This window comes from Micromonospora sp. A3M-1-15 (genome assembly GCF_024213425.1).
Classification (GTDB): domain Bacteria; phylum Actinomycetota; class Actinomycetes; order Mycobacteriales; family Micromonosporaceae; genus Micromonospora; species Micromonospora chersina.
Map to the genome: position 1 here is coordinate 143,681 of NZ_JANAVK010000008.1, position 20,337 is coordinate 164,017.

At 75.3% G+C, this 20,337-nt stretch carries 20 protein-coding genes; 12 read left to right on the forward strand and 8 right to left on the reverse strand.

What is annotated here, in order from left to right; translation table 11 throughout:
* Nucleotides 1-208: 208 nt before the first annotated feature.
* Entirely contained in the window at nt 209-1,030 is an 822-nt protein-coding gene (locus tag NLX85_RS30955) for an HAD family hydrolase (protein WP_254341161.1), read from the forward strand.
* Nucleotides 1,030-1,842, forward strand: coding sequence for an HAD family hydrolase (locus NLX85_RS30960; RefSeq protein WP_254341163.1), 813 nt, complete (start codon nt 1,030-1,032; stop codon nt 1,840-1,842). Before NLX85_RS30955 ends, NLX85_RS30960 begins: the two co-directional genes overlap by 1 nt.
* A 58-nt stretch (nt 1,843-1,900) precedes the next feature.
* On the opposite strand, the gene NLX85_RS30965 is transcribed toward NLX85_RS30960, so the two are convergent.
* On the reverse strand, nt 1,901-2,491 hold the full coding sequence (locus tag NLX85_RS30965) for a bacterial proteasome activator family protein (protein WP_091316424.1): 591 nt from the start codon (nt 2,489-2,491) through the stop codon (nt 1,901-1,903).
* A gap of 84 nt (nt 2,492-2,575) precedes the next feature.
* On the opposite strand from NLX85_RS30965, the gene NLX85_RS30970 reads away from it, so the two are divergent.
* Together NLX85_RS30970 and NLX85_RS30975 are read left to right on the forward strand one after the other, a co-directional pair.
* Complete coding sequence (locus NLX85_RS30970; RefSeq protein ID WP_254341165.1) at nt 2,576-3,403, forward strand: S9 family peptidase; 828 nt, start codon at nt 2,576-2,578, stop codon at nt 3,401-3,403.
* Nucleotides 3,404-3,452: 49 nt separating this feature from the next.
* Nucleotides 3,453-4,682: an ABC transporter substrate-binding protein gene (locus NLX85_RS30975; RefSeq protein ID WP_254341167.1), complete on the forward strand. Its 1,230-nt coding sequence runs from the start codon at nt 3,453-3,455 to the stop codon at nt 4,680-4,682.
* Between the two features lie 61 nt (nt 4,683-4,743).
* On the opposite strand, the gene ddaH is transcribed toward NLX85_RS30975, so the two are convergent.
* A complete protein-coding gene (gene ddaH, locus NLX85_RS30980; RefSeq protein WP_374628682.1) occupies nt 4,744-5,577 on the reverse strand; it encodes a dimethylargininase in 834 nt (277 codons plus the stop codon).
* Nucleotides 5,578-5,636: 59 nt separating this feature from the next.
* Here ddaH and NLX85_RS30985 point away from each other — a divergent pair, with 59 nt between their 5' ends.
* The gene (locus tag NLX85_RS30985; RefSeq protein ID WP_148429080.1) at nt 5,637-6,095 is read left to right on the forward strand and encodes an Lrp/AsnC family transcriptional regulator; all 459 of its coding nucleotides are present in this window, start codon (nt 5,637-5,639) and stop codon (nt 6,093-6,095) included.
* 65 nt (nt 6,096-6,160) lie between these two features.
* Nucleotides 6,161-7,117: a zinc-binding dehydrogenase gene (locus NLX85_RS30990; RefSeq protein ID WP_254341169.1), complete on the forward strand. Its 957-nt coding sequence runs from the start codon at nt 6,161-6,163 to the stop codon at nt 7,115-7,117.
* Nucleotides 7,118-7,126: 9 nt separating this feature from the next.
* On the opposite strand, the gene NLX85_RS30995 is transcribed toward NLX85_RS30990, so the two are convergent.
* The 3 genes from NLX85_RS30995 to NLX85_RS31005 form a co-directional block, all read right to left on the reverse strand.
* Nucleotides 7,127-8,227 carry a YbjN domain-containing protein gene (locus tag NLX85_RS30995; protein ID WP_254341171.1) on the reverse strand — a complete coding sequence of 367 codons (1,101 nt, stop codon included), beginning with the start codon at nt 8,225-8,227 and terminating at the stop codon, nt 7,127-7,129.
* A gap of 88 nt (nt 8,228-8,315) precedes the next feature.
* The gene (locus NLX85_RS31000; RefSeq protein WP_254341173.1) at nt 8,316-8,573 is read right to left on the reverse strand and encodes a DUF6457 domain-containing protein; all 258 of its coding nucleotides are present in this window, start codon (nt 8,571-8,573) and stop codon (nt 8,316-8,318) included.
* Nucleotides 8,570-9,169, reverse strand: a complete 600-nt coding sequence (locus NLX85_RS31005) for a molybdenum cofactor guanylyltransferase (RefSeq protein ID WP_254341174.1) — start codon at nt 9,167-9,169, stop codon at nt 8,570-8,572. The genes NLX85_RS31000 and NLX85_RS31005 overlap by 4 nt, the downstream gene beginning before the upstream one ends.
* 217 nt (nt 9,170-9,386) lie before the next feature.
* On the opposite strand from NLX85_RS31005, the gene fdhD reads away from it, so the two are divergent.
* Complete coding sequence (fdhD, locus tag NLX85_RS31010; RefSeq protein ID WP_254341179.1) at nt 9,387-10,241, forward strand: formate dehydrogenase accessory sulfurtransferase FdhD; 855 nt, start codon at nt 9,387-9,389, stop codon at nt 10,239-10,241.
* 5 nt (nt 10,242-10,246) lie between these two features.
* On the opposite strand, the gene NLX85_RS31015 is transcribed toward fdhD, so the two are convergent.
* Nucleotides 10,247-11,281 (reverse strand): DUF4192 domain-containing protein, encoded by a 1,035-nt coding sequence (locus tag NLX85_RS31015; protein WP_254341180.1) that lies wholly within the window; start codon nt 11,279-11,281, stop codon nt 10,247-10,249.
* A 162-nt stretch (nt 11,282-11,443) separates the two neighbouring features.
* Between NLX85_RS31015 and NLX85_RS31020 the strand changes: the two genes are divergently transcribed.
* The 5 genes from NLX85_RS31020 (at nt 11,444) to NLX85_RS31040 (ending at nt 18,302) form a co-directional block, all read left to right on the forward strand.
* The gene (locus tag NLX85_RS31020) at nt 11,444-12,358 is read left to right on the forward strand and encodes a fructosamine kinase family protein (RefSeq protein WP_254341181.1); all 915 of its coding nucleotides are present in this window, start codon (nt 11,444-11,446) and stop codon (nt 12,356-12,358) included.
* Nucleotides 12,355-13,371 (forward strand): GTP 3',8-cyclase MoaA, encoded by a 1,017-nt coding sequence (gene moaA, locus NLX85_RS31025; protein ID WP_254341182.1) that lies wholly within the window; start codon nt 12,355-12,357, stop codon nt 13,369-13,371. Before NLX85_RS31020 ends, moaA begins: the two co-directional genes overlap by 4 nt.
* A gap of 3 nt (nt 13,372-13,374) precedes the next feature.
* A complete protein-coding gene (locus NLX85_RS31030) occupies nt 13,375-13,620 on the forward strand; it encodes a MoaD/ThiS family protein (protein ID WP_107079563.1) in 246 nt (81 codons plus the stop codon).
* A 19-nt stretch (nt 13,621-13,639) separates the two neighbouring features.
* Nucleotides 13,640-15,016 carry a metallophosphoesterase gene (locus tag NLX85_RS31035; RefSeq protein WP_254341184.1) on the forward strand — a complete coding sequence of 459 codons (1,377 nt, stop codon included), beginning with the start codon at nt 13,640-13,642 and terminating at the stop codon, nt 15,014-15,016.
* Nucleotides 15,017-15,110: 94 nt separating this feature from the next.
* Nucleotides 15,111-18,302, forward strand: coding sequence for a UvrD-helicase domain-containing protein (locus tag NLX85_RS31040; RefSeq protein WP_254341187.1), 3,192 nt, complete (start codon nt 15,111-15,113; stop codon nt 18,300-18,302).
* A 106-nt stretch (nt 18,303-18,408) separates the two neighbouring features.
* Here NLX85_RS31040 and NLX85_RS31045 read toward each other — a convergent pair whose 3' ends face one another.
* Nucleotides 18,409-19,110, reverse strand: a complete 702-nt coding sequence (locus NLX85_RS31045) for a prepilin peptidase (RefSeq protein ID WP_254341189.1) — start codon at nt 19,108-19,110, stop codon at nt 18,409-18,411.
* Between the two features lie 11 nt (nt 19,111-19,121).
* Complete coding sequence (locus NLX85_RS31050) at nt 19,122-20,129, reverse strand: EamA family transporter (RefSeq protein WP_254341191.1); 1,008 nt, start codon at nt 20,127-20,129, stop codon at nt 19,122-19,124.
* Between the last annotated feature and the right edge of the window lie 208 nt (nt 20,130-20,337).

Here is a 20,337-nt window from a genome sequence, read left to right on the forward strand (position 1 = left end):
CTCCGGACCGCCCGGAACCGCCCGCGCGCCGCCGCGCCGGACCGGCCGTCCTGAGGACACCGGACGGCCCCCGCGGGTTGGTGTCCGATTCGCCGAAAAGCCATGGTTGCGACCCGTTCCGCGAGATACGGTTGCTGCCCGCCGTCCGGTGGCCGCGGCACCGAGGACCTGGACGGCCGACGCGACGGCGGCGGGCGAAGGAGGAACCATGACCCGCCCGGGACTGCCCAAGCTGATCGCCACCGACCTCGACGGCACGCTCGTCCGCAGCGACGAGACCGTCTCCGCGTACACCCACGAGGTGCTGGACCGGGTGCGGGCCGCGGGAATCCCGGTGGTCGGCGCCACCGGCCGGGGGCCGCGCCTCACCGAGCTGACCCGCAACGACATCCGCGCCGCCGATTTCCTGGTGATGGCCGGCGGGGGTCGGGTGGTCGACCAGAGCGACCCGGCGGGACCGCTGGTGCTGCGTGACGAACGCCTCCCCGGCGCGGTGCTGGCCCGGCTCCTGGCCGACCTGGAGGCCGCCGTCGGCCCGCTCACCGTGATGGTGGAGGCGTCCGACGAGCACGACGCGCCGCTCTGGGGCGACTACCACCCGAGCTGGCCGTACCAGGACCGGTTCGAGGCGCGCAGCCGCGCCGAGTGCCTGTCCGGCGACGTGCTCAAGGCGTTCGCGCGGACCGCCGACCACCACGTGGACGAGCTGCTGGCGGTGGCCCGCCGGATCGTCCCGGCCGAGCTGGCCACGCTCACCCAGGCGGGGCTCGGCTTCGTCGAGATCTGCCCGCCCGGGGTGGACAAGTCCACCGGGCTCACCGTGGTCGCCGAGCGGCTCGGCGTCGACCCGGCCGAGGTGCTGGTCTTCGGCGACCAGCCGAACGACCTGCCGATGTTCGGCTGGGCCGGCTGGGGCCGGGTGGCGGTGGCCAACGCACACCCGGACGTGCGCGCCGCGGCCGACGAGATCACCCTGCGCAACGACGACGACGGCGTCGCGGTCTACCTGGACCGACTACTGTCCCGGTGATGGGAGAGGCACCTCGGCTCGTCGCGACCGACATCGACGGCACGCTGCTCCGGGACGACCGGACGCTCAGCCCGCATACGGCGGGGGTGCTGGCCCGGATCTCCGCCGCGGGCACGCCGGTCGTGCTGGTCACCGGCCGTCCCATCCGCTGGCTCCAGCTCGTGTACGACCAGCTCGCCGAGCCGCTGCCGGCGATCTGCGCGAACGGCGCCGTCGTGTACGACCCGGTCGCCGACGAGGTGCTCCGCGCCGACCCGCTCGCCCCGGAACTGCTGGCCGAGGTGGCCCGGCGGCTGCGGGCCGCGGTGCCCGACGTGAGCTTCGCCGTGGAGATCGTGGACAGCCGGCAGATGCGGCACGAGGCGCACTACCCGCTGCGCTGGGACGCGGACGCCGAGGCGATCCGCGCCATCGAGTCGCCGGAGGAACTGCTCGCCGTGCCGGCGGTGAAGCTGCTGGCCCGGGCCGGCGAGCAGGACCCCGACTTGTTCGTCCGGGTGGTGGCCGGCGCCCTCCAGGGGCTGGCCGAGGCGACCCACTCGTCGTACAGCGGGCTCGTGGAGATCTCCGCCGCCGGGGTGACCAAGGCGGCCGGCCTGGCCTGGTACGCCGCGCGGCTCGGCATCGACGAGCGCGACGTGCTGGCCTTCGGTGACATGCCGAACGACGTGCCGATGCTGACCTGGGCCGGCCGGGCGGTGGCGGTCGCCAACGCGCACCCGGCCGTCCTGGCGATCGCCGACGAGGTGGCCGGCGCGAACACCGAGGACGGCGTGGCCGCGTACCTGGAGCAGGTCTTCGGGGTGGCCTGACCGGCCGGGCGTGCTGGCCGGCGGGGTGTGCCGGCCGGCCAGCGTTCGCCGGCGTGGGTCAGAGGTACTGGCCGGGGGCGTGGCCCTCGTTGGTCTGCGGCATGCCCGGCATGCCCGGCAGCACCCCGCCCGGGCCGCTGGGCAGCGCCTGCCGGCCGGAGCGCATCTGCTCCAGCTGGACGCGGGCGGCCATCTGCTGGGCGACCAGCGCGGCCTGGATGCCGTGGAACAGCCCCTCCAGCCAGCCCACCAGCTGGGCGTGGGCGATCCGCAGCTCGCCCTCGCTGGGCGCCTGGTCCTCGGTGAAGGGCAGCGAGATCCGCTCCAGCTCCTCGCGCAGCTCGGGGGCGAGGCCCTCCTTCAGCTCGACGATCGAGCGCTCGTGGATCTCGCGCATCCGGTGCCGGCTGGCGTCGTCCAGCGGGGCCGCCTTGACCTCCTCCAGCAGCTGCTTGATCATGCTGCCGATCCGCATCACCTTGGCGGGCTGCTCGACCAGGCGGGTCGGATCCTCCCCCTGGCCCTCGTCGGTCTGGACGGTGCCGACCGGCCGGCCGTCCGGCCCGACCACCACCACGGTGCCGGGGATGCCATCGTTGCCCTGTTCGTCGTCCTGTCCGGCGGAGCGCGCTTCGGTCATGGGACCCATCTTTACCCACCCCCACCACGCGCACGCGCCCGGACCGGCTGCCGGCGCGGAACCACCCGGCCGGGGCGCGCTACCGTCGCCCTCATGCCCGCAGACCCGCGCGACGTGCTGACCCGGCCGGCCCCGCCGCCGGACGCCACCGTCGCCTACGGCGACCACCCGGACCAGTGTGCCGATCTGCGCCGGCCGGCCGGCGACGGACCGCCCCGGCGGCTGGTGGTCGTGGTGCACGGCGGATTCTGGCGGGCCGAGTACGACCGCACCCACACCGGTCCGATGGCGGCGGCGCTGGCCGCGCTCGGCCACCCGGTCGCCCAGGTCGAGTACCGGCGCACCGGCCAGCCGGGCGGGGGCTGGCCGCACACCCTCACCGACGTCCTGGCCGGGGTGGCGGCGCTGCCCGGGCTGGCCGCGGCCGCGCTGCCCGGGCTCGTGGCGGCCGCCCCACCGATCCTGGTCGGTCACTCGGCGGGCGGGCACCTGGCCCTGTACGTGGCCGCGCAGGCCCCGAGCACGGTCGGCGGCGTGCTGGCGCTGGCGCCGGTCGCGGACCTCGCCGAGGCGTACCGGCTGGACCTGGACTCCGGCGCGGTGGCCGCGCTGCTCGGCGGTGGCCCGGCCGAGTTCCCCGACCGGTACGCGGCGAGCGATCCATCGTCGTTGGTGCCGATCCAAACACGCACAGTAGTCATGCACGGGACGCTGGATGAGCAGGTTCCGGTCGCCCTCAGCCGCTCCTGGGTGGCGGCGGCTCGGGCCGTCGGCAGCCCCGCTACGCTGGTTGAGCTGCCCCAATGCGAACATTTCGGGCTGATCGCACCGGACTCTGCCGCCTGGCCGCAGGTGGTCACCGCATTGCGGTCCCTGCACGATGATCTTCAGGGCATTGACGCAGCGTCGCCAAGCAGGTAGAACGCCGAAGGGGCGTTGCACCCTGGCCGCTCCATCGGGAAGGAAATCGGTGTCGCAGATGAACCGCAGGCGGGCGCTACAACTGCTGGCCGCGCTGGGTACCACCGGACTGGCGGCGGGCTGCGGCTCCGGTACCGACACCGCGGAGGAGGCCCAGCCCGGCAGCCCGATCAAGATCGGTCTGATCGTTCCGGGCAGCGGCCCGAACAAGGTCATCGGTGACGAGATCACCAACGGGTTCCAACTCTTCCTCGCCCTCAACGACGGGCAGCTCGGCGGCCACCCGGTGACGGTGGTGCCGGCCGAGGAGGGCGACACCGCGAAGACCGGCCAGGCCGCCGTCGACAAGCTGCTCAAGGAGGGCGTGCTGGCGCTCACCGGCGTGGTCAGCTCCGTCGTGATGTCCGGCATCCGCGACGCCGTGGAGCAGGCGCGGGTGCCGCTGATCGGCTCCAACGCCTCCCCCATCAGCCTCCAGAGCGTCGTCTACATCTGGCGCACCTCGTACGTGCTGAACGAGCCGGGCGAGGCGCTCGGGCAGTACCTGCGGCAGACCCTCGACGCGTCCAGCACCATCGCCATCTTCGGCACCCAGGGCCAGAGCAGCCGGGACGTCATCGACGGCCTCCGGAACGGGTACGAGCAGGCCGGCCGGCGGCTGACCGGGGATCCGATCTTCACCCCCGACTACCCCAACCCCGGCAAGAACGCCTACGCCGACCCGATCATCAAGGCCCTGGGCCGGCGCCCCGCCCCCGACGCGGTCTTCTGCCACTACTCCGGGGTGCAGGCCGTGCAGTTCATCAAGCAGCTCTACGCCCAGGGCTACCGGGGCCCGATCTACGCGCCGGGCTTCCTCACCGAGGGCACCGTGCTCAGCCAGCTCGACGACGGGGAGAAGGGCGAGGAGCGGGCGCTGATCCAGAAGTACGGCATCGAGACCGCGCTGAACTACTCGGCCGACCTCAACAACACGGCCAACCGGGTGTTCGCCTCGGCGTACCGCAAGGCGCACAACGCCTCGCCGACCACCTTCGCGATGGCCTCGTACGACGCCGCGCAGGTGCTGGACAAGGCGATCCGGCTCGTCGGCGGCAACCCGACCCCGCAGCAGGTCAACCTGGCGCTCGGCAAGATCGGCCAGATCGACAGCCCGCGCGGCGCCTGGCAGTTCAACCAGCCGCGTACGCCGCAGCAGAAGTGGTACCTGCGCAAGGTGCAGCTCGACGGCCGGCTGCTCTCCAACGTCGTGATGAGCGAGCTGGCCACGCTCGGCTGATCCTCCCCCGCGTACGCGAAACGGGCGGCCTCCCCTCGGGGAGACCGCCCGTTCCCGTGCGTCAGTGGCGCAGCTCGGCGATGCAGCACTTCACGCTGCCGCCGCCCTTCTTCAGCTCGGCCAGCTCCACCGGAACCGGGTGGTAGCCGGACGCCTTGAGCTTGCCGGCCAGCCGGGTCGCCTCGCTGTTCAGCACCACGTTCAGCCCGTCGCTGACCAGGTTGAGACCGAAGGCCAGGGCGTCCTCGTCGTCGGCGATCACCGCGTCCGGGAAGAGCTGGGTGAGCACCCGCTGGCTGGCCGCCGAGAAGGCGCCCGGGTAGTAGACGACGTTCTCGTCGTCGATCGAGGCGAGCGCCACGTCCAGGTGGTAGAAGCGCGGGTCGACCAGGCGCAGCGAGACCACCGGACGGGCGAGCGCCTCCTGCGCCTCGGCGTGCGCGGCCGTCTCGGTGCGGAAGCCGTGCCCGGCGAGGATCAGCCCGCCGTGCGCCTCCGGCAGGTAGGCGAAGTCGCCCTCGCCCTCGTTGGTCTCGCTCGGCGCGATGAACCGCCAGCCGTTCGCCTCGTAGAACGCCCGGTGCGCGGCGGCCTCGGCGTGCCGCTGCTCGTGCTTGAACTGGGCGCCGTAAACCGTGCCGTCCACCACGAACGCGCCGTTCGCGGCGAAGACCATGTCCGGCAGCCCGCGCTCGGGAGTGAGCAGGTGCACCTCGTGGCCGAGACCGACCAGGGTCTCGCGCAGGCGGTCCCACTGCTTGACCGCCAGCTCGGCGTCGACCGGGGCGGTCACGTCCATCCACGGGTTGATGGCGTACTCGACCGCGAAGTGCTCGGGCGAGCACATGAGATATGTCCGCTTTCGCGGGACTCGCTGCTGGTTCACGGTCACCAAGAGTAGGTACGGTACAACTTTGGTAACAGCCACAACCATTGCTTCCCAGAGGCGGAACGTTGCAGATCGACGCGGTCGACCAGCGAATCATTGCGTTGCTCGTGGCAGATGCCCGCGCCTCGTACGCGGACATCGGCACCCGGGTGTCACTCTCCGCCCCCGCGGTCAAGCGCCGGGTCGACCGGCTCCGGTCGGCGGGGGTCATCCGGGGGTTCACCGCGGTCGTCGACCCGGCCGCCGTCGGGTGGACCACCGAGGCGTTCGTCGAGCTGTTCTGCGCCGGCCGGACCACCCCCGCCCAGATCGGCGCCGCCGCCCGGCGGCACCCCGAGGTGGTCGGGGCGTACACCGTCTCCGGCGAGGCGGACGCGCTCGTGCACCTGCGGGCCGCCGACATCGCGCACCTCGAGGAGGCGCTGGAGCGGCTGCGGGCCGAATCCTTCGTCACCTCGTCGCGCAGCACCATCGTCCTCTCCCGGCTGGTCGAGTCCCCCGGCGTCGGGCCCTCCTCGACTTGACCTCAACCGCACTTCAGGTCGTTGACTGGACCGCGGGTGTGCGACAGGGACAGCGGGGAGGCGACGTGCGGGCGGTGTGGCTACGGGAGTTCGGCGGGCCGGAGGTGCTGGTCCCGGGACCGGCGCCCGATCCGGTGCCCGGTCCGGGGCAGGTGCTCGTCGAGGTGGCGCACGCGAACATCACCTTCGTCGAGACGATGTTCCGGGCGACCGGGTTCGGCCCGTTCGCCGCGACCCTGCCGGTGATCCCCGGTAACGGGGTGGGCGGGACGATCACCGGGGTCGGCCCCGGGGTGGACCCGGCGCTTGTCGGCCGGCGGGTGGTCAGCGCCACCGGCGGCTCCGGCGGGTACGCCGAGCGCGTGGTGGTGGACCAGGGCGCGCCGATCCCCGTACCGGACGGGCTGCCGCTGGACGCGGCCGTGGCGCTGCTCGCGGACGGCCGCACCGCGCTGATGCTGGCCCGGGCGGCCGCGCTGCGGCCCGGCGAGCGGGTGCTGGTCGAGGCGGCGGCCGGCGGGGTGGGCGGCCTGCTCACCCAGCTCGCCACGTCGGCCGGGGCGCGGGTGGTCGCCGCGGCCGGCGGTCCCCGCAAGGTCGCCCTGCTCCGGGGGCGCGGCCTCGACCCGGTGGTCGACTACCGCGAGCCGGACTGGACCGACCGCGTCCGGGCCGCCGTGGGCGGAGTGGACGTGGTCTTCGACGGGGTCGGCGGGCCGCTCGCCCGGGCGGCCTTCGACCTGCTCGACCGGGGCGGGCGGATGCTCAGCTTCGGGCTGGCCAGCGGCGCCTGGGCGGACCTGCCCGAGGAGGAGGCCACCGTCCGTGGGGTGGCCCTGGTCCGCGCCGGCGGCACGCCCGACGAGCTGCGCGCCCTCACCGAACAGGCTCTCGCCGAGGGGGCCGCCGGCCGGCTCCGGCCGCTCATCGGGCAGCGCTTCCCGCTGGACCGGGCCGCCGACGCGCACGCCGCCATCGAGTCCCGGGCCACGGTCGGCAAGACCCTCCTCGACGTCCGCTGACGGGCGGCGTCAGAGGTACATGCCGGTGCGGTGCTCCTGGGGCCGGGCCGGCTTGTCCCCCTCGCCGAAGAAGCGCTTGCCGCCGAACTCCCCGTGCAGCCGGTCGTCCAGCTCGTCGGCCAGCCCGGTCATCACCTGCACGGCGAGCATCAGGTGGGTGGCCTGGAAGTTGCGGCCGAAGACCGGGATCGAGGCCCACACCGTGTCGTCGGCGCAGTAGAGCCGGCCGATCGGCATCCGGTTGGTCAGCTCGGAGAGCTTCACGTAGAGACGCTCGGTCGGCTCGACCTCGGTGAGCACCGGGGAGAAGACGTCGACAAGCGGCGGGTTGTCGCGCACCCGCACGAAGACCATCGCCGAGCCGGCGCGGATGTTGATGTCGCCGTCCGAGTCGACCTGCACCTGGTCGGCCTTGGACTTCAGCATCGTGGAGACGACCGTGCGTACCCGCTCCTCCAGGGCCAGCACGTCGTTCTCCCCGGCCTGGGCGGCAGCGGCGGCCGCCAGCGCCTCGTCGAGGTCGGCCTCCACGTCGCGGTCCGGGCCGAACTCGCTGCGCGCGGTGCCGAGCGGCTCCACCGGCAGCGGCTCCCCCTCGGCGTCGTGCACCAGGTAGACCAGGAAGGCGGGGTGCGGAGCGCCGTAGACGTCGCGCAGGGTCCGGGACAGCACGGCCGACAACCGGGTGGCCTCGTCGGCGACGCAGTCCAGGCCGAACTGCTCGCCGGAGCCCTGCACCACGCCGGGCGGCGACCAGCCGAGCGCGATCATGTCGGCCACCGCGGCCCGGTCCAGCCGGTAGCCCTGCGGCAGGGTGGCGTTGCCGACCGCCCGGGCCGACAGGCTGCCCTCCTCGCCGGCGTCCACGCTCACCGAGTAGACGGCGTCGCCGGTGCCGGAGGCGGTCGGGTCGAGGGTGACCTCCAGGTGCGCGCCGGCGGGCAGGCCGCGCAGCCGTTCGGCCAGCGCCCGGGCGAACTCCCGCCAGGCCTCGGTCACCTTGGCCCGCAGGTCGGCCGTGGTCGGCTCGTCCAGCAGGACCGACTCGTGCTGCTCCGGCATCGCGCCGGCGGGCTCACCAGCCGGCGCCGAGGGGTGGTCTGCCGTCATGATCGCCTCCGTCCGTCCTCGCCACCCTACCCACGGGCGGTGGGGGTCGAATCACCCCGACCGGGATCGGACAGCGGCCCGCGGAGTGCTACCCGGCGGGAGCCGTCCCGTCCAGCTCCACCGGCCAGGTGCCGGCCAACGCGCTGAGCCGGGCGGCCGCCGCGGCCGGATCCGCGCCACGCCCCACGGCCACCCCCAGGAGGTACGCGCTCACCGGCGCCCCCGGCCGCAGCACCTGGTGCGCCACGTCCTTGGCCAGGTCGAGCACGGTCGGCACCGGCACCTCGGCCGGGTCCAGCCCCAGCTCCGCGCAGGCCGCCGTGACCCAGTCGTCCATCACCGTCATCTCGTCCACTCCTCGACCCGGCGTACGTCCTCGTCAGTGTCGCAGTCGAACCAGGGCGGCGGCCCGGACCCGGACCAGGACACCTCCCGCACGGTCGTGCCGGCCAGCAGCCCCCGTACCGGCGCCCCGTCGACGGTGCCGCCGCGCTCGGCGGCCAGCCGGTCGAGGGCGGACCGCAGCGCGCTCACCCGCCACACCGCGCAGAGTTGCTGCCGGCGGCCGTCGCCGTCGACGTAGCAGGCCGTTCCGGCGGTCGAGCCGTCGAGCGCGCGCCGCAACTCGGCCACCGCCGCCGGGGTGAGCAGCGGCAGGTCGGCCGCGAGCAGGGCGACCGTGTCCGTGCCGGGGTCGAGTAGGGCCAGCCCCGCCGCGGTCGCGGCCACCGGACCGCCGCCGGGCGGCTCCTCGCGGGTCACCCGGACCCCCTCGGGCACGGGCCCGGCCGGGCCGACCACGATCCGCGTGCCCGCGTCGGCCACCGCCGCCAGCACCCGGTGCAGCATCGGCCGGCCGCCGACCGGGCGGGCCGGCTTGTCCACCCCGCCCATCCGGCGGGCCGCGCCACCGGAGAGCACCACCGCCGCGTACGCCGTCACCGGGCCACGGTAACCGCGGCGGCGTCGTGCCGGCAGTCGGGATCGCGGGGGCATCGCCACCCGGCAGTCGGGGCCGTGCGCGCCGCCACCCAGGCGGTTGAGACCGCGGCGGCGACGCCACCGGGGCAGTCGGCACCGTGGCGGCGTGCCGTGCCGGCAGTCGGGGCCGTGCGGCGTCGCCGTGCGGGTGTCGCGGGGGGCGGGGCAGGATGGCGGCATGGGACGGGCGACTGACCGACGCGGCGTGCTCCGGATCGACCTCGACGCGGGGGCCGACGGGCGGGCGCGGCTGCGCCGGCAGGACACCCTGGTCGTGGAGGAGCCCCTGGAGATCCGGGTCGGCGCGGCCGGGCCCGGCCGGCGCAGGCCGCTCGCGGTGACCATGCGCACCCCCGGCGACGACCTGGACCTGGCGATCGGCTTCCTGCTCACCGAGGGGCTGATCCGGTCGGCTGACGACGTGCGCACCGCGCAGCTCTGCGCCGGGGCGGAGACCCCGAACACCTACAACGTGGTCGACGTGGTCCTGGCGCCCGGCGTGCCGGAGCCGGCCACCGACCCGGCCCGCAACTTCTACACCACCAGCTCGTGCGGGGTCTGCGGCAAGGCGAGCATCGACTCCGTCCGGACCCGCTCGCGGTTCACGGTGGGCGAGGACCCGCTGGCGGTCAGCGCCGAACTTCTCGCCGCGCTGCCCGACCGGCTGCGCGCGGCCCAGCGCACCTTCGACCGCACCGGCGGCCTGCACGCGGCCGGCCTCTTCACCGCCGACGGCGAGCTGGTCGTGTTGCGCGAGGACGTCGGCCGGCACAACGCGGTGGACAAGGTGGTGGGCTGGGCGGTCCGGGAGGGCCGGCTCCCGCTGGCCGGGCACCTGCTGCTGGTGTCCGGCCGCGCGAGTTTCGAGCTGACCCAGAAGGCGTGGATGGCTGGCGTGCCGCTGCTGGCCGCGGTCTCGGCGCCCAGCACGCTCGCGGCCGACCTGGCCGAGGAGGCCGGGATGACGCTGGTCGGCTTCCTGCGCGGCGGGACCATGAACGTCTACACGGGGGCGCAGCGCGTGCGCGGGTGACCCGGTCACCGGCGGGGACGGCGCTTGCGGCGGCGCAGCACCGGGCCGGCGGTCGCCGGCCAGCCGTCCAGCTCGGCGGGGGACAGCCCGCGGCGGAGCGCGTCGTCGAGGAGCACGGCCAGCGAGTAGCCGGGGTGCGTGGCGAGCACCCGTTCCAGGGCGACGGCGGCCACCGCGCCGTGCCCGGCCCGCCAGGCGGCGAAGGCCAGGAGGCTGCCCGGTGCGGCGATCAGCTCCGGCTCGGAGCGGCGCAGCACGTCGGTCCAGAGGCTGATGTCGGCGTCCCGGCCGTCGGTGCGGGACCAGGCGTGGTCGCGTACGGGGAGGTGGGTGAGGAGCACGGTCAGCCAGGCCACCTCGTCGTCGCCGAGCCGCTCACCGCGCCGGTGCCGGCGGAACGCGGTGCGCACCGCCGCCACCCCCGACGAGCGGACCGGGTCCGAGGTCAGCCCCGTCCCGGCCGCCTCACCGGTCAGCCCGGCCAGTCGGCGGTGGGCCCGGGCGGTGGCCCGGCGCATGGCCACCCGGACCGGCCCGCCGAGCGGGGACACCTGCGCGGCCAGCGCGGCCCGGTCGGGCAGCGCGACCTGACCGGCGAAGACGGCCGCGGCGCTGACCTCGCTGGCCGCCGGGTCGTACGGGGTGCCCTCGGGCGGGCAGCAGACCGGCTCGGCGCAGAGGTAGGACCACCAGCGCCCGTCGGTGACCCGGAGCGCGTCGAGGACGAGCAGGCCGGTCCGGTCCAGCGCCTCGCCGACCGCGTCCACGGCGGCCGTGACCCGGGCGGCCGGACCGTAGCCGATCACGGTGGCCGCGTCGGTGCCCTGCCGGGCGACCACCTCGGCCAGGTGCCGGGCGGCCGGACGCGGGTCGGCGCCCGGCTCGGGCAGGTCACCCCGGGCGGCGAAGACGACCCGCCGGCCGCGTACCGCCACCACCACGACGCTGTCGGCGGGATGGAAGCCGAGCAGGTACGGCACGGCGGCGGCGAGGTCGCCGGGCGAGCGGACGGCGAGGCGGGGACGCTCGGTGGAGTTCATGTCGGGAGCCTGCGGCGGACGGGCGCCACCGCGACAGGCCCTGTGGACGACACGCAGGTTGTCCACAGACACGCAGAGTATCGGCCCAGGTCGGCGAGGAGCGGCACGCCCCGGAGCCGGGCACGGCCCGCGCGGGGTCCGCGGACCGGCTACGTTGCGCTCATGGACCTGGCGTACCTGCGGGCACACCCGGAGCACCTGCCGACCTTCCTCACCCACCAGCGGATCCGGGAGACGCCGGTCTCCGGCGGGGACAGCTGCGCCGCGTCCCGGCTCACCCTGGACGACGGGCACTCGGTCTTCACCAAGACCTGGCCGGAGCAGGCGGAGCGGGCCGTGCCCGAGGGCTTCTTCGCCACCGAGGCGGCCGGGCTGCGCTGGCTGCGCGAGGCGGGCACGGTCGCCGTGCCGGAGGTGGTGGTGGCGCTGCCGGATCTGCTGGCGCTCGACTGGGTCGAGCCCGACGAGCCCACCCCGGAGGCGGCCGAGCTGTTCGGCCGCGAGCTGGCCGGGCTGCACCGGGCCGGGGCGCCCGCCTTCGGCGCCGAGTGGCCGGGGTTCATCGGCCTGCTGCCGCAGGACAACACCCCCGATCCGGGCCCGTGGTCGGAGTGGTTCGCCCGGCGGCGGCTCCTGCCGTACCTGCGGATGTCGGTCGACAACGGCGCGCTCGCCCGCGCGGAGGCCGGCCTGGTCGAGGACCTGGTCGACCGGATCGCCGAGTTCGGCGGCGACGAGCCGCCGGCCCGGATCCACGGCGACCTCTGGCCCGGCAACCTGCTCTGGGCCGCCGACGACCGGGTCTGGCTGGTCGACCCCGCCGCGCACGGCGGCCACCGGGAGACCGACCTGGCCCAGCTCGCCCTCTTCGGCGGCCCGCCGCACCTCGACCGGATCACGGCCGCCTACCGGGAGGCGTGGCCGCTGGCCGACGGCTGGCGGGAGCGGGTGCCGCTGCACCAGCTCCACCTGCTGCTGGTGCACACCGCGCTGTTCGGCGCGGCGTACCGGTCGGCCGTGGACTCCGCCGCCCGCGCCGCGCTGCGCGGCACCGGACGCGCTACGGTCGACGGGTGACCGCCGCGCCGAAGACGACCGACGGGGTCCTCGTCGACCGGTACGGCCGGATCGCCCGGGACCTGCGGGTCTCGCTGACCGACAAGTGCAACCTGCGCTGCACCTACTGCATGCCCGCGGAGGGGCTGCCCTGGCTGGCCGGGCCGCAGCTGCTCGACGACGACGAGATCGTCCGGCTCATCCGGGTGGCGGTGGAGCGGCTCGGCGTCACCGAGGTCCGCTTCACCGGCGGCGAGCCGCTGATCCGACCGGGCCTGGCCCGCATCGTGTCGGCGGTGGCCGCGTTGGAGCCGCGCCCGCGCATCTCGCTGACCACCAACGGCATCGGCCTGGACCGCCTGGCGCCCACCCTGAGCGCGGCCGGGCTGGACCGGGTCAACGTCTCGCTGGACACCCTGGACCCGTCCCGGTTCGCCGAGCTGACCCGGCGGGACCGGCACGGCGACGTGCTGGCCGGGCTGGCCGGCGCGGCGGCGGCCGGGCTGACCCCGGTGAAGATCAACGCCGTGCTGATGCGCGGGGTCAACGACGACGAGGCGCCCGCACTGCTCCGGTTCGCCCTGGCCCACGGCTACGAGCTGCGGTTCATCGAGCAGATGCCGCTGGACGCCCAGCACGGCTGGGACCGGTCCACCATGGTCACCGCCGAGGAGATCCTCGCCGCCCTACGCGCCGAGTTCGCCCTGACCGCCGACCCGGGCGAGCGGGGCGCGGCCCCGGCCGAGACCTGGCTGGTGGACGGCGGGCCGGCGCGGGTCGGGGTGATCGCGAGCGTGACCCGGCCGTTCTGCGGCGACTGCGACCGGACCCGGCTCACCGCGGACGGTCAGGTCCGCAACTGCCTCTTCGCCACGGACGAGTCCGACCTGCGGGGCGCGCTGCGCGCCGGTGCGGACGACGAGGAGCTGGCCCGGCGCTGGCGAGCCGCGACCTGGGGCAAGCGGGCCGGGCACGACATCGACGACCCCACCTTCCTGCAACCCACCCGCCCCATGTCGGCGATCGGAGGCTGACCGGTGCAGCTCACCGTCCGCTATTTCGCCGGCGCGCGGGCCGCGGCCGGCCGCGCCGAGGAGACCGCGCCCGCCGGCCGGTCGCTCGACGAACTCCTCGACGAGCTGACCGAGCGGCACGGCGAGCGGCTGGCCGTGGTGCTGAAGGCGGCGAGTTTCCTGGTCGACGGGTTGGCCTGCCATGATCGTCAGGCACCGCTGCCGGCCGGGGCGACGGTGGACGTGCTGCCGCCCTTCGCGGGCGGCTGAGGAGGCTCCCGTGCTGGCGATGGCGACTTTCGTGGGCTTCGCCGTGCTCGTCACCGCCCTGATCCACCTCTACCTGTGGAAGCGGCTGGTCCGTGACACCACCCGGCCGGGCCGCTGGCGGAAGGCCGGCGGGGTGGCGGCGCTGCTGCTGGCGCTGCTGGTGCCGGCGACCATGGTGGGCACCCGCAACGGCTCGTACTGGCTGGCCTGGCCCGGCTACCTGTGGCTGGCCCTGATGTTCTACCTGCTCGTGCTGCTGCTGGTGCTGGAAGTGCCCGTGGCGGTGACGAAGCTGGTGCTGCGTCGCCGCGAGCGGCCCGCGACCGGCGCGGTCGGGGAGCCGGCCCCGGTGCCGGCGGGCGGCGGCGGCTGGGCGGACACTACCGCCACCGGCCACGTCGCGGAACCGGGGGCGACCGGCCCCACCGCCACGTCGCCCGTCGCGCTCGCGGAGCCGCCCGCCGCGCCTGTGGAGGCGGGGTCGACCGAGCCGCCGGCCGGCGGGGACAGTGGGCCGCGGGACGGCCGCGACCCCGCCGGGGACCGGCCGGACCACGACCCGTCCCGCCGGTTGCTGCTCGCCCGGGGGGCCGCGATCTTCGCCGGGCTCACCGCCGCGGGTGTCACCGGGTACGGCGTACGCACCGCGATGGGGCCGCCCCGACTGGACCGGGTGCGGATCCCGCTGGCCAAGCTGCCCCGCGGCATGGACGGGCTGCGTATCGCCACCGTCTCGGACATCCACCTCGGGCCGCTGCGCGGCCGGGCGCACACCGAGCGGATCGTCGCGATGATCAACCGGCTCGACGCCGACCTGGTGGCGGTCGTCGGTGACCTGGTCGACGGCTCGGTGGCCGAGCTGGGCACGGCCGCGGAACCGCTGCGCGACCTGCGCTCCCGCTACGGGAGCTTCTTCGTCACCGGCAACCACGAGTACTACTCCGGCGTGGAGGAGTGGGTGCGGGAGGTGGACCGGCTCGGCCTGCGGGTGCTCCAGAACGAGCGCCAGGAGATCCGGGCCCGGGGCGGCGTGCTGGACCTGGCCGGGGTCAACGACGTGACCGCCGCCGGCACCGGGCTGGCCGCCCCCGCCGACTACGCCGCCGCCCTCGGCGACCGCGACCCGAGCCGCCCCGTGGTGCTGCTGGCCCACCAGCCGGTGGCCGCGCAGGAGGCGGCGAAGTTCGGCGTGGACCTCCAGCTCTCCGGGCACACCCACGGCGGCCAGATGGTGCCGTTCAACCTGCTGGTGAAGCTCCAGCAGCCGGTGGTCTCCGGGCTGGGCGAGGTGGACGGCACCAAGGTCTACGTGACCAACGGCGCCGGCTTCTGGGGGCCGCCGGTCCGGGTGGGCGCGCCGCCGCAGGTGACCCTGGTCGAGCTGCGCGCCCCATAGCGCGTCCCGGCCGCCGGGTCCAGCACCGCATTGCTCAGGTCACGCGTACGCGTGGCGGCGGGCGGGCAGGGGACCGGCCGTGACAGGATGCGGCGTGCCTCCGTTCAGCGCCGCACCCCCCGGTGGCCTCCCGCCATTCGTCGCGGATCTGCACATCCACTCGAAGTACTCGCGCGCGTGCAGCCGTGACCTCACCCTGCCGAACCTCGGCTGGTGGGCCCGACGCAAGGGCATCGGCGTGCTCGGCACCGGTGACTTCACCCACCCGGCCTGGTACGACCACCTGCGCGAGACCCTGCACCCGGCCGAGCCGGGCCTCTACCGGCTGAGCCCGGAGGCGGAGCGGGACATCGCCCGGCGGCTGCCGCCCCGGCTGGCGAGCGAGGCGGAGGCGGACCCGGTCCGGTTCATGCTCAGCGTGGAGATCTCCACGATCTACAAGCGGGACGACCGGACCCGGAAGGTGCACCACCTCATCTACCTGCCGGACCTGGACGCGGTGGCCCGGTTCAACGCCGCGCTGGGGCGGATCGGCAATCTGGGCTCGGACGGTCGCCCGATCCTCGGGCTGGACTCCCGGGACCTGCTGGAGATCACCCTGGAGGCCAGCCCGGACGGCTACCTGGTGCCGGCGCACATCTGGACGCCCTGGTTCTCCGCGCTCGGCTCGAAGTCCGGCTTCGACGCGATCGCCGACTGCTACGCCGACCTGGCCGAGCACATCTTCGCCGTGGAGACCGGCCTGTCCTCGGACCCGGAGATGAACTGGCGGGTCGCCAGCCTGGACCGCTACCAGCTGGTGTCGAACTCGGACGCGCACTCGCCGCCGGCGCTGGCCCGCGAGGCCACCGTCCTGAACTCGGCCCGCGACTACTTCGCGATCCGCGAGGCGCTGCGCACCGGCGACGGGCTGGCCGGCACCATCGAGTTCTTCCCCGAGGAGGGCAAGTACCACGCCGACGGGCACCGGCTCTGCGGGGTGAACTGGTCCCCGGAGCGCACCCGGGAGGCCGGCGGGCGCTGCCCGGAGTGCGGCAAGCCGCTGACGGTGGGCGTACTGAGCCGGGTGGCGGAGCTGGCCGACCGGCCCGAGGGGCACCGGCCGGCGCACGCCCGGGAGGTGACCCACCTCGTGCCGCTGGCCGAGATCCTCGGCGAGCTCAACCAGGTCGGCGCGCGTTCCAAGAAGGTGGAGGGGAAGCTCCACGAGTTGATCGCCGCGCTCGGCCCGGAGCTGGACATCCTCACCCGTACCCCGCTGGACGAGATCGGCCGGGTCGGCGGCGAACTGCTCGCCGAGGGCATCGGCCGGCTGCGCCGCGGCGAGGTGCGCCGGGTTCCCGGCTACGACGGCGAGTACGGCGTGATCACCCTCTTCGACCCGGCCGAGCTGGGCGCGTCGGCCGGGGGCGCCGGCCAGGACGCGCTCTTCGACGTACCCGTGCCCGCGCAGCGGAAGCCCGCGGAGCCGGCGCCGAAGCCGAAGGCCCGGCGCCCGGCGGCGGCCAGGGCGGAGCCGAAGCGCAAGCCGACCCCGCCGCCCCCGCCACCGATCGCGCCGGCGCCCTCCCCGCACGAGCCGTTCGAGCCGATGCTCGCCGGGATGGAGGAGGTCGGCACCGGCCTGCTGGACCGGCTCGACGCGATGCAGCGGGTGGCGGCCTCCGCGCCGGGCGGTCCGCTGCTCATCGTGGCCGGTCCGGGCACGGGAAAGACCCGCACGCTGACCCACCGGATCGCCTACCTCTGCGCGGAGCTGAACGTCTTCCCGGAGCAGTGCCTGGCGATCACCTTCACCCGGCGGGCCGCCGAGGAGCTGCGGCACCGGCTGGACGGGTTGCTCGGCCCGGTGGCCGAGGACGTCACGGTCGGCACCTTCCACTCGCTGGGCCTGACCATCCTGCGGGAGAACGCGCAGGCGGCCGGGCTGCCGGCTGACCTCCGGATCGCCGACGACGCCGACCGGGCCGCCGCCCGCGCGGAGGCCGGCGACGACGACGAGCGGTACGCCGCGCTGCTGCGCAAGCGGGACCTGGTCGACCTGGACGAGCTGCTCACCCTGCCGGTGGCGCTGCTGAAGGGCGACAAGAAGCTGGTCCGCGAGTACCGCGAGCGCTGGAAGTGGATCTTCGTCGACGAGTACCAGGACGTCGACGCCGTCCAGTACGACCTGCTCCGGCTGCTCAGCCCGGCCGACGGCAACCTCTGCGCGATCGGGGACCCCGACCAGGCGATCTACTCGTTCCGGGGCGCGGACGTCGGCTACTTCCTGCGCTTCTCCCAGGACTTCACCGACGCCCGGCTGGTCCGGCTGAACCGCAACTACCGCTCGTCGGCGCCGATCCTGGCCGCCGCCGTGCAGGCCATCGCGCCGTCGTCGCTGGTCCGCGGCCGCCGGCTCGACCCGGCCCGGCTCGACCCGGAGGCCCCGCTGGTCGGTCGCTACGCCGCGGCCTCCGTCGCGGACGAGGCCGACTTCCTGGTACGCACCATCGACGACCTGGTCGGCGGCCTCTCCCACCGCTCGCTCGACTCGGGCCGGATCGACGGGCGGGCCACGTCGCTGTCCTTCTCCGACATCGCGGTGCTCTACCGCACCGACTCGCAGGCCGCGCCCATCGTGGACGCGCTGGCCAGGGCGAACATCCCGGTGCAGAAGCGCTCGCACGACCGGCTGCGCGACCGGCCGGGCGTGACGGCCATCGCCCGCGAGCTGCGGCACGCCGGCCTCGACGGCTCCCTGCCTGCCCGGGTACGGCTGGCCGGCCAGCTCGTGGCGGAGCGCTTCGCCGTGCCGACCCTCGACGGCTCCGGCGCGGTACGCCCCGAGGACGTCCGCGCCGCGGTCGACCTGCTCACCCCGCTGGCCCGGCGCTGCGGCGACGACCTCGGGCTGTTCCTCGCCCAGCTCGCGACCGGGGCGGAGGTGGACGCCCTCGACCCGCGCGCCGAGGCGGTCACCCTGCTCACCCTGCACGCGGCCAAGGGGCTGGAGTTCCCCGTGGTCTTCCTGGTCGGCGCCGAGGACGGGCTGCTGCCGCTGCGCTGGCCGGGCCAGGAGCCGGACGACGACGCGGTGGCCGAGGAGCGGCGGCTGTTCTTCGTCGGGCTGACCCGGGCCCAGGACCGGCTCTACGTGAGTCACGCCGCCCGGCGCACCCGGCACGGATCCGAGCGCGAGTGCCGCCCCTCCCCGTTCCTCGACGTGATCGACCCGGGGCTGTTCGAGCGCTTCGGCGACACCGAACCCCGCCGCCCCAAGGACCGCCAGCTCCGGCTGATCTGAGCCCTCGACGCCGACTCGCCGAGGTGGTCGGCGTTCCGACCCGCCTGGCCGAGCCGCTTGCGTCCCGACCCGCCTCGCCGAGCCGGCGCGGCCGGATCGGCCCGGGTCACGCGAGCAGGACCGCCAGCCAGGCGCCCGCGAGGATCGCCGGACCGAACGGGAGCGGGGTGTCCCGGCGGACCCGGCGGGCGGCGAGCAGGACGAGGACGACGACCCCGTTCAACAGGTGCGGGAGGAGCAGCCCGAGGCCCAGGGTCGGCCAGCCGAGCCAGCCGAGCGGCAGGCCGAGCGCGGCGGCGAGCTTGACGTCGCCGAAGCCGAGCCGCGAGTGGGGAAGCAGGGCGAGCAGCACGTAGCCGGCGAAGGAGACGGCCGAGCCGGCCAGGGCGGGCAGCAGTCGGCCCGGCGTGCCGGTGACCAGCGCCGCCCCGACCAGACCGGTCCCGCCCGCTCCCGCCGCGGCGGCCACCAGCCGGTCGGGCAGCCGCAGGCAGGCCAGGTCCACGAGACCGAGCGCCAGCCCGACCGCAGCCATCGCCAGGAACGCCGGCAGCGCCGGGTCACCGCCGCGCGCGGCAGCGAGGCCGCCGAACACCGCCGCCCCGGCCAGCGTCGCGCCGAGCTGGTTTCCGCGGCGGCCCGCGCCGGCATCGGACGCCGCGTCCCGACGGCGGGTGGCGGGATCGCCGGGCATGTCGGGCCGGGCGGCCGAAACCCAGAAGTCGACGAAACGACGGGCGAGCGGGACGGCGGCCCGGCCGGCCAGCGCGCCGAGGAGCGCCACACCCGTCACCAGCCCGGCCGACACGGGCCGGAACGTTACCGGCGGGCCACCTCCGGGGCCGCCCCGTCGACGGCTGGTGCCGCGGACCGGCGTGGGCGCTCGGTGCTCACCACCACCGCGACGCCGGCCACGATCACCGCGCCGCCGAGCAGCACCTGCGCGGTCACCGGCTCGGCGACGAACAGCGCGCCGAGCGCCACCGCGACCGCCGGGTTCACGTACGCGTAGGTGGAGACCAGGGAGATCGGGGCGTGGGCCAGCAGCCAGACGTACGCCGTGAAGGCCACCAGCGAGCCCGCCACCATGAGGTAGACCAGCGCCGCCCACGAGCGGCCGGTCACCTCGGCCGGGGAGAAGCCGTGCAACTCGCCCCGGACCGTGGCGATCACGGCGAGCGCCGCCGCGCCGGCGACCATCTCGTAGACCGTGGCCACGAACGGGTCGTCCGGCATCCGGATCCGGCCCGAAAGGTACGAGCCGACCGACCAGCTGACCGCCCCCGCGACAACGGTCAGCGCGCCGACCAGCGGCACGCTCCCCGACCCGCCGCTCGGCAGCACGAGCAGCACGAGACCGGCGAAGCCGAGGGCCACTCCGGCGAAGGTCCACGGCCGGGGCCGGTCGCCGCCGGCCGTCCGCAGCAGCACCACGAGGAGCGGGACGGTGGCCACCAGCAGCGCGGCGATGCCGGAGGGCAGCGCCGTGCCCTCGGGGCCGGACTCGGCGAGCACCACGAGACCGTTGCCGCCGGCCAGCAGCAGCACGCCGACCAGCGCGGCCGAGCCGAGCTGCCGCCGGTCGACGCGGAGCGCGCCGGGCCCCCGGCGCAGCCGCAGCGCCAGGGCGAGCACCGCCGCGGCGGCGGCGAACCGCATGGCGGCGGAGGTGAGCGGCGGCAGGGACTCGACCGCGACCCGGATGCCCAGGTAGGTCGAGCCCCAGAGCACGTAGACGAGGACCAGCGCGGTCCAGATCAGGGCCGGGCGGATCGGGGCGGCGGGGCGGTCGGGTGCGGGCGTCGCACTCGTGGGGCGTGAGCTCATCGGTGGACCACGCTACGGTGACCACGGCGTCGGCGTCCCCCGTTGGTGGCCGGCCTCTCAGCACTGGCGTACGCAGGAGGGCGTTCATGTCGAACTTCGGACCACCGGGCGGCGGCTCCCCCGAGCCGTGGGGTGGGCGGCGCCCCGACGACGGGTACGCTCCACCGGCCGATCCGCGCTACGACCCCGGGTACGGCGGGCAGCCGGG

Bases quoted from the DNA above. Each gene is read 5' to 3' on its own strand.
- NLX85_RS30955 (WP_254341161.1), top strand. From the start codon at position 209: ATGACCCGCCCGGGACTGCCCAAGCTGATCGCCACCGACCTCGACGGC.
- NLX85_RS30960 (WP_254341163.1), top strand. From the start codon at position 1,030: ATGGGAGAGGCACCTCGGCTCGTCGCGACCGACATCGACGGCACGCTG.
- NLX85_RS30965 (WP_091316424.1), bottom strand. From the start codon at position 2,491: ATGGGTCCCATGACCGAAGCGCGCTCCGCCGGACAGGACGACGAACAG.
- NLX85_RS30970 (WP_254341165.1), top strand. From the start codon at position 2,576: ATGCCCGCAGACCCGCGCGACGTGCTGACCCGGCCGGCCCCGCCGCCG.
- NLX85_RS30995 (WP_254341171.1), bottom strand. From the start codon at position 8,227: ATGACGGCAGACCACCCCTCGGCGCCGGCTGGTGAGCCCGCCGGCGCG.
- NLX85_RS31000 (WP_254341173.1), bottom strand. From the start codon at position 8,573: ATGACGGTGATGGACGACTGGGTCACGGCGGCCTGCGCGGAGCTGGGG.
- fdhD (WP_254341179.1), top strand. From the start codon at position 9,387: ATGGGACGGGCGACTGACCGACGCGGCGTGCTCCGGATCGACCTCGAC.
- NLX85_RS31015 (WP_254341180.1), bottom strand. From the start codon at position 11,281: ATGAACTCCACCGAGCGTCCCCGCCTCGCCGTCCGCTCGCCCGGCGAC.
- NLX85_RS31020 (WP_254341181.1), top strand. From the start codon at position 11,444: ATGGACCTGGCGTACCTGCGGGCACACCCGGAGCACCTGCCGACCTTC.
- NLX85_RS31035 (WP_254341184.1), top strand. From the start codon at position 13,640: ATGGCGACTTTCGTGGGCTTCGCCGTGCTCGTCACCGCCCTGATCCAC.
- NLX85_RS31050 (WP_254341191.1), bottom strand. From the start codon at position 20,129: ATGAGCTCACGCCCCACGAGTGCGACGCCCGCACCCGACCGCCCCGCC.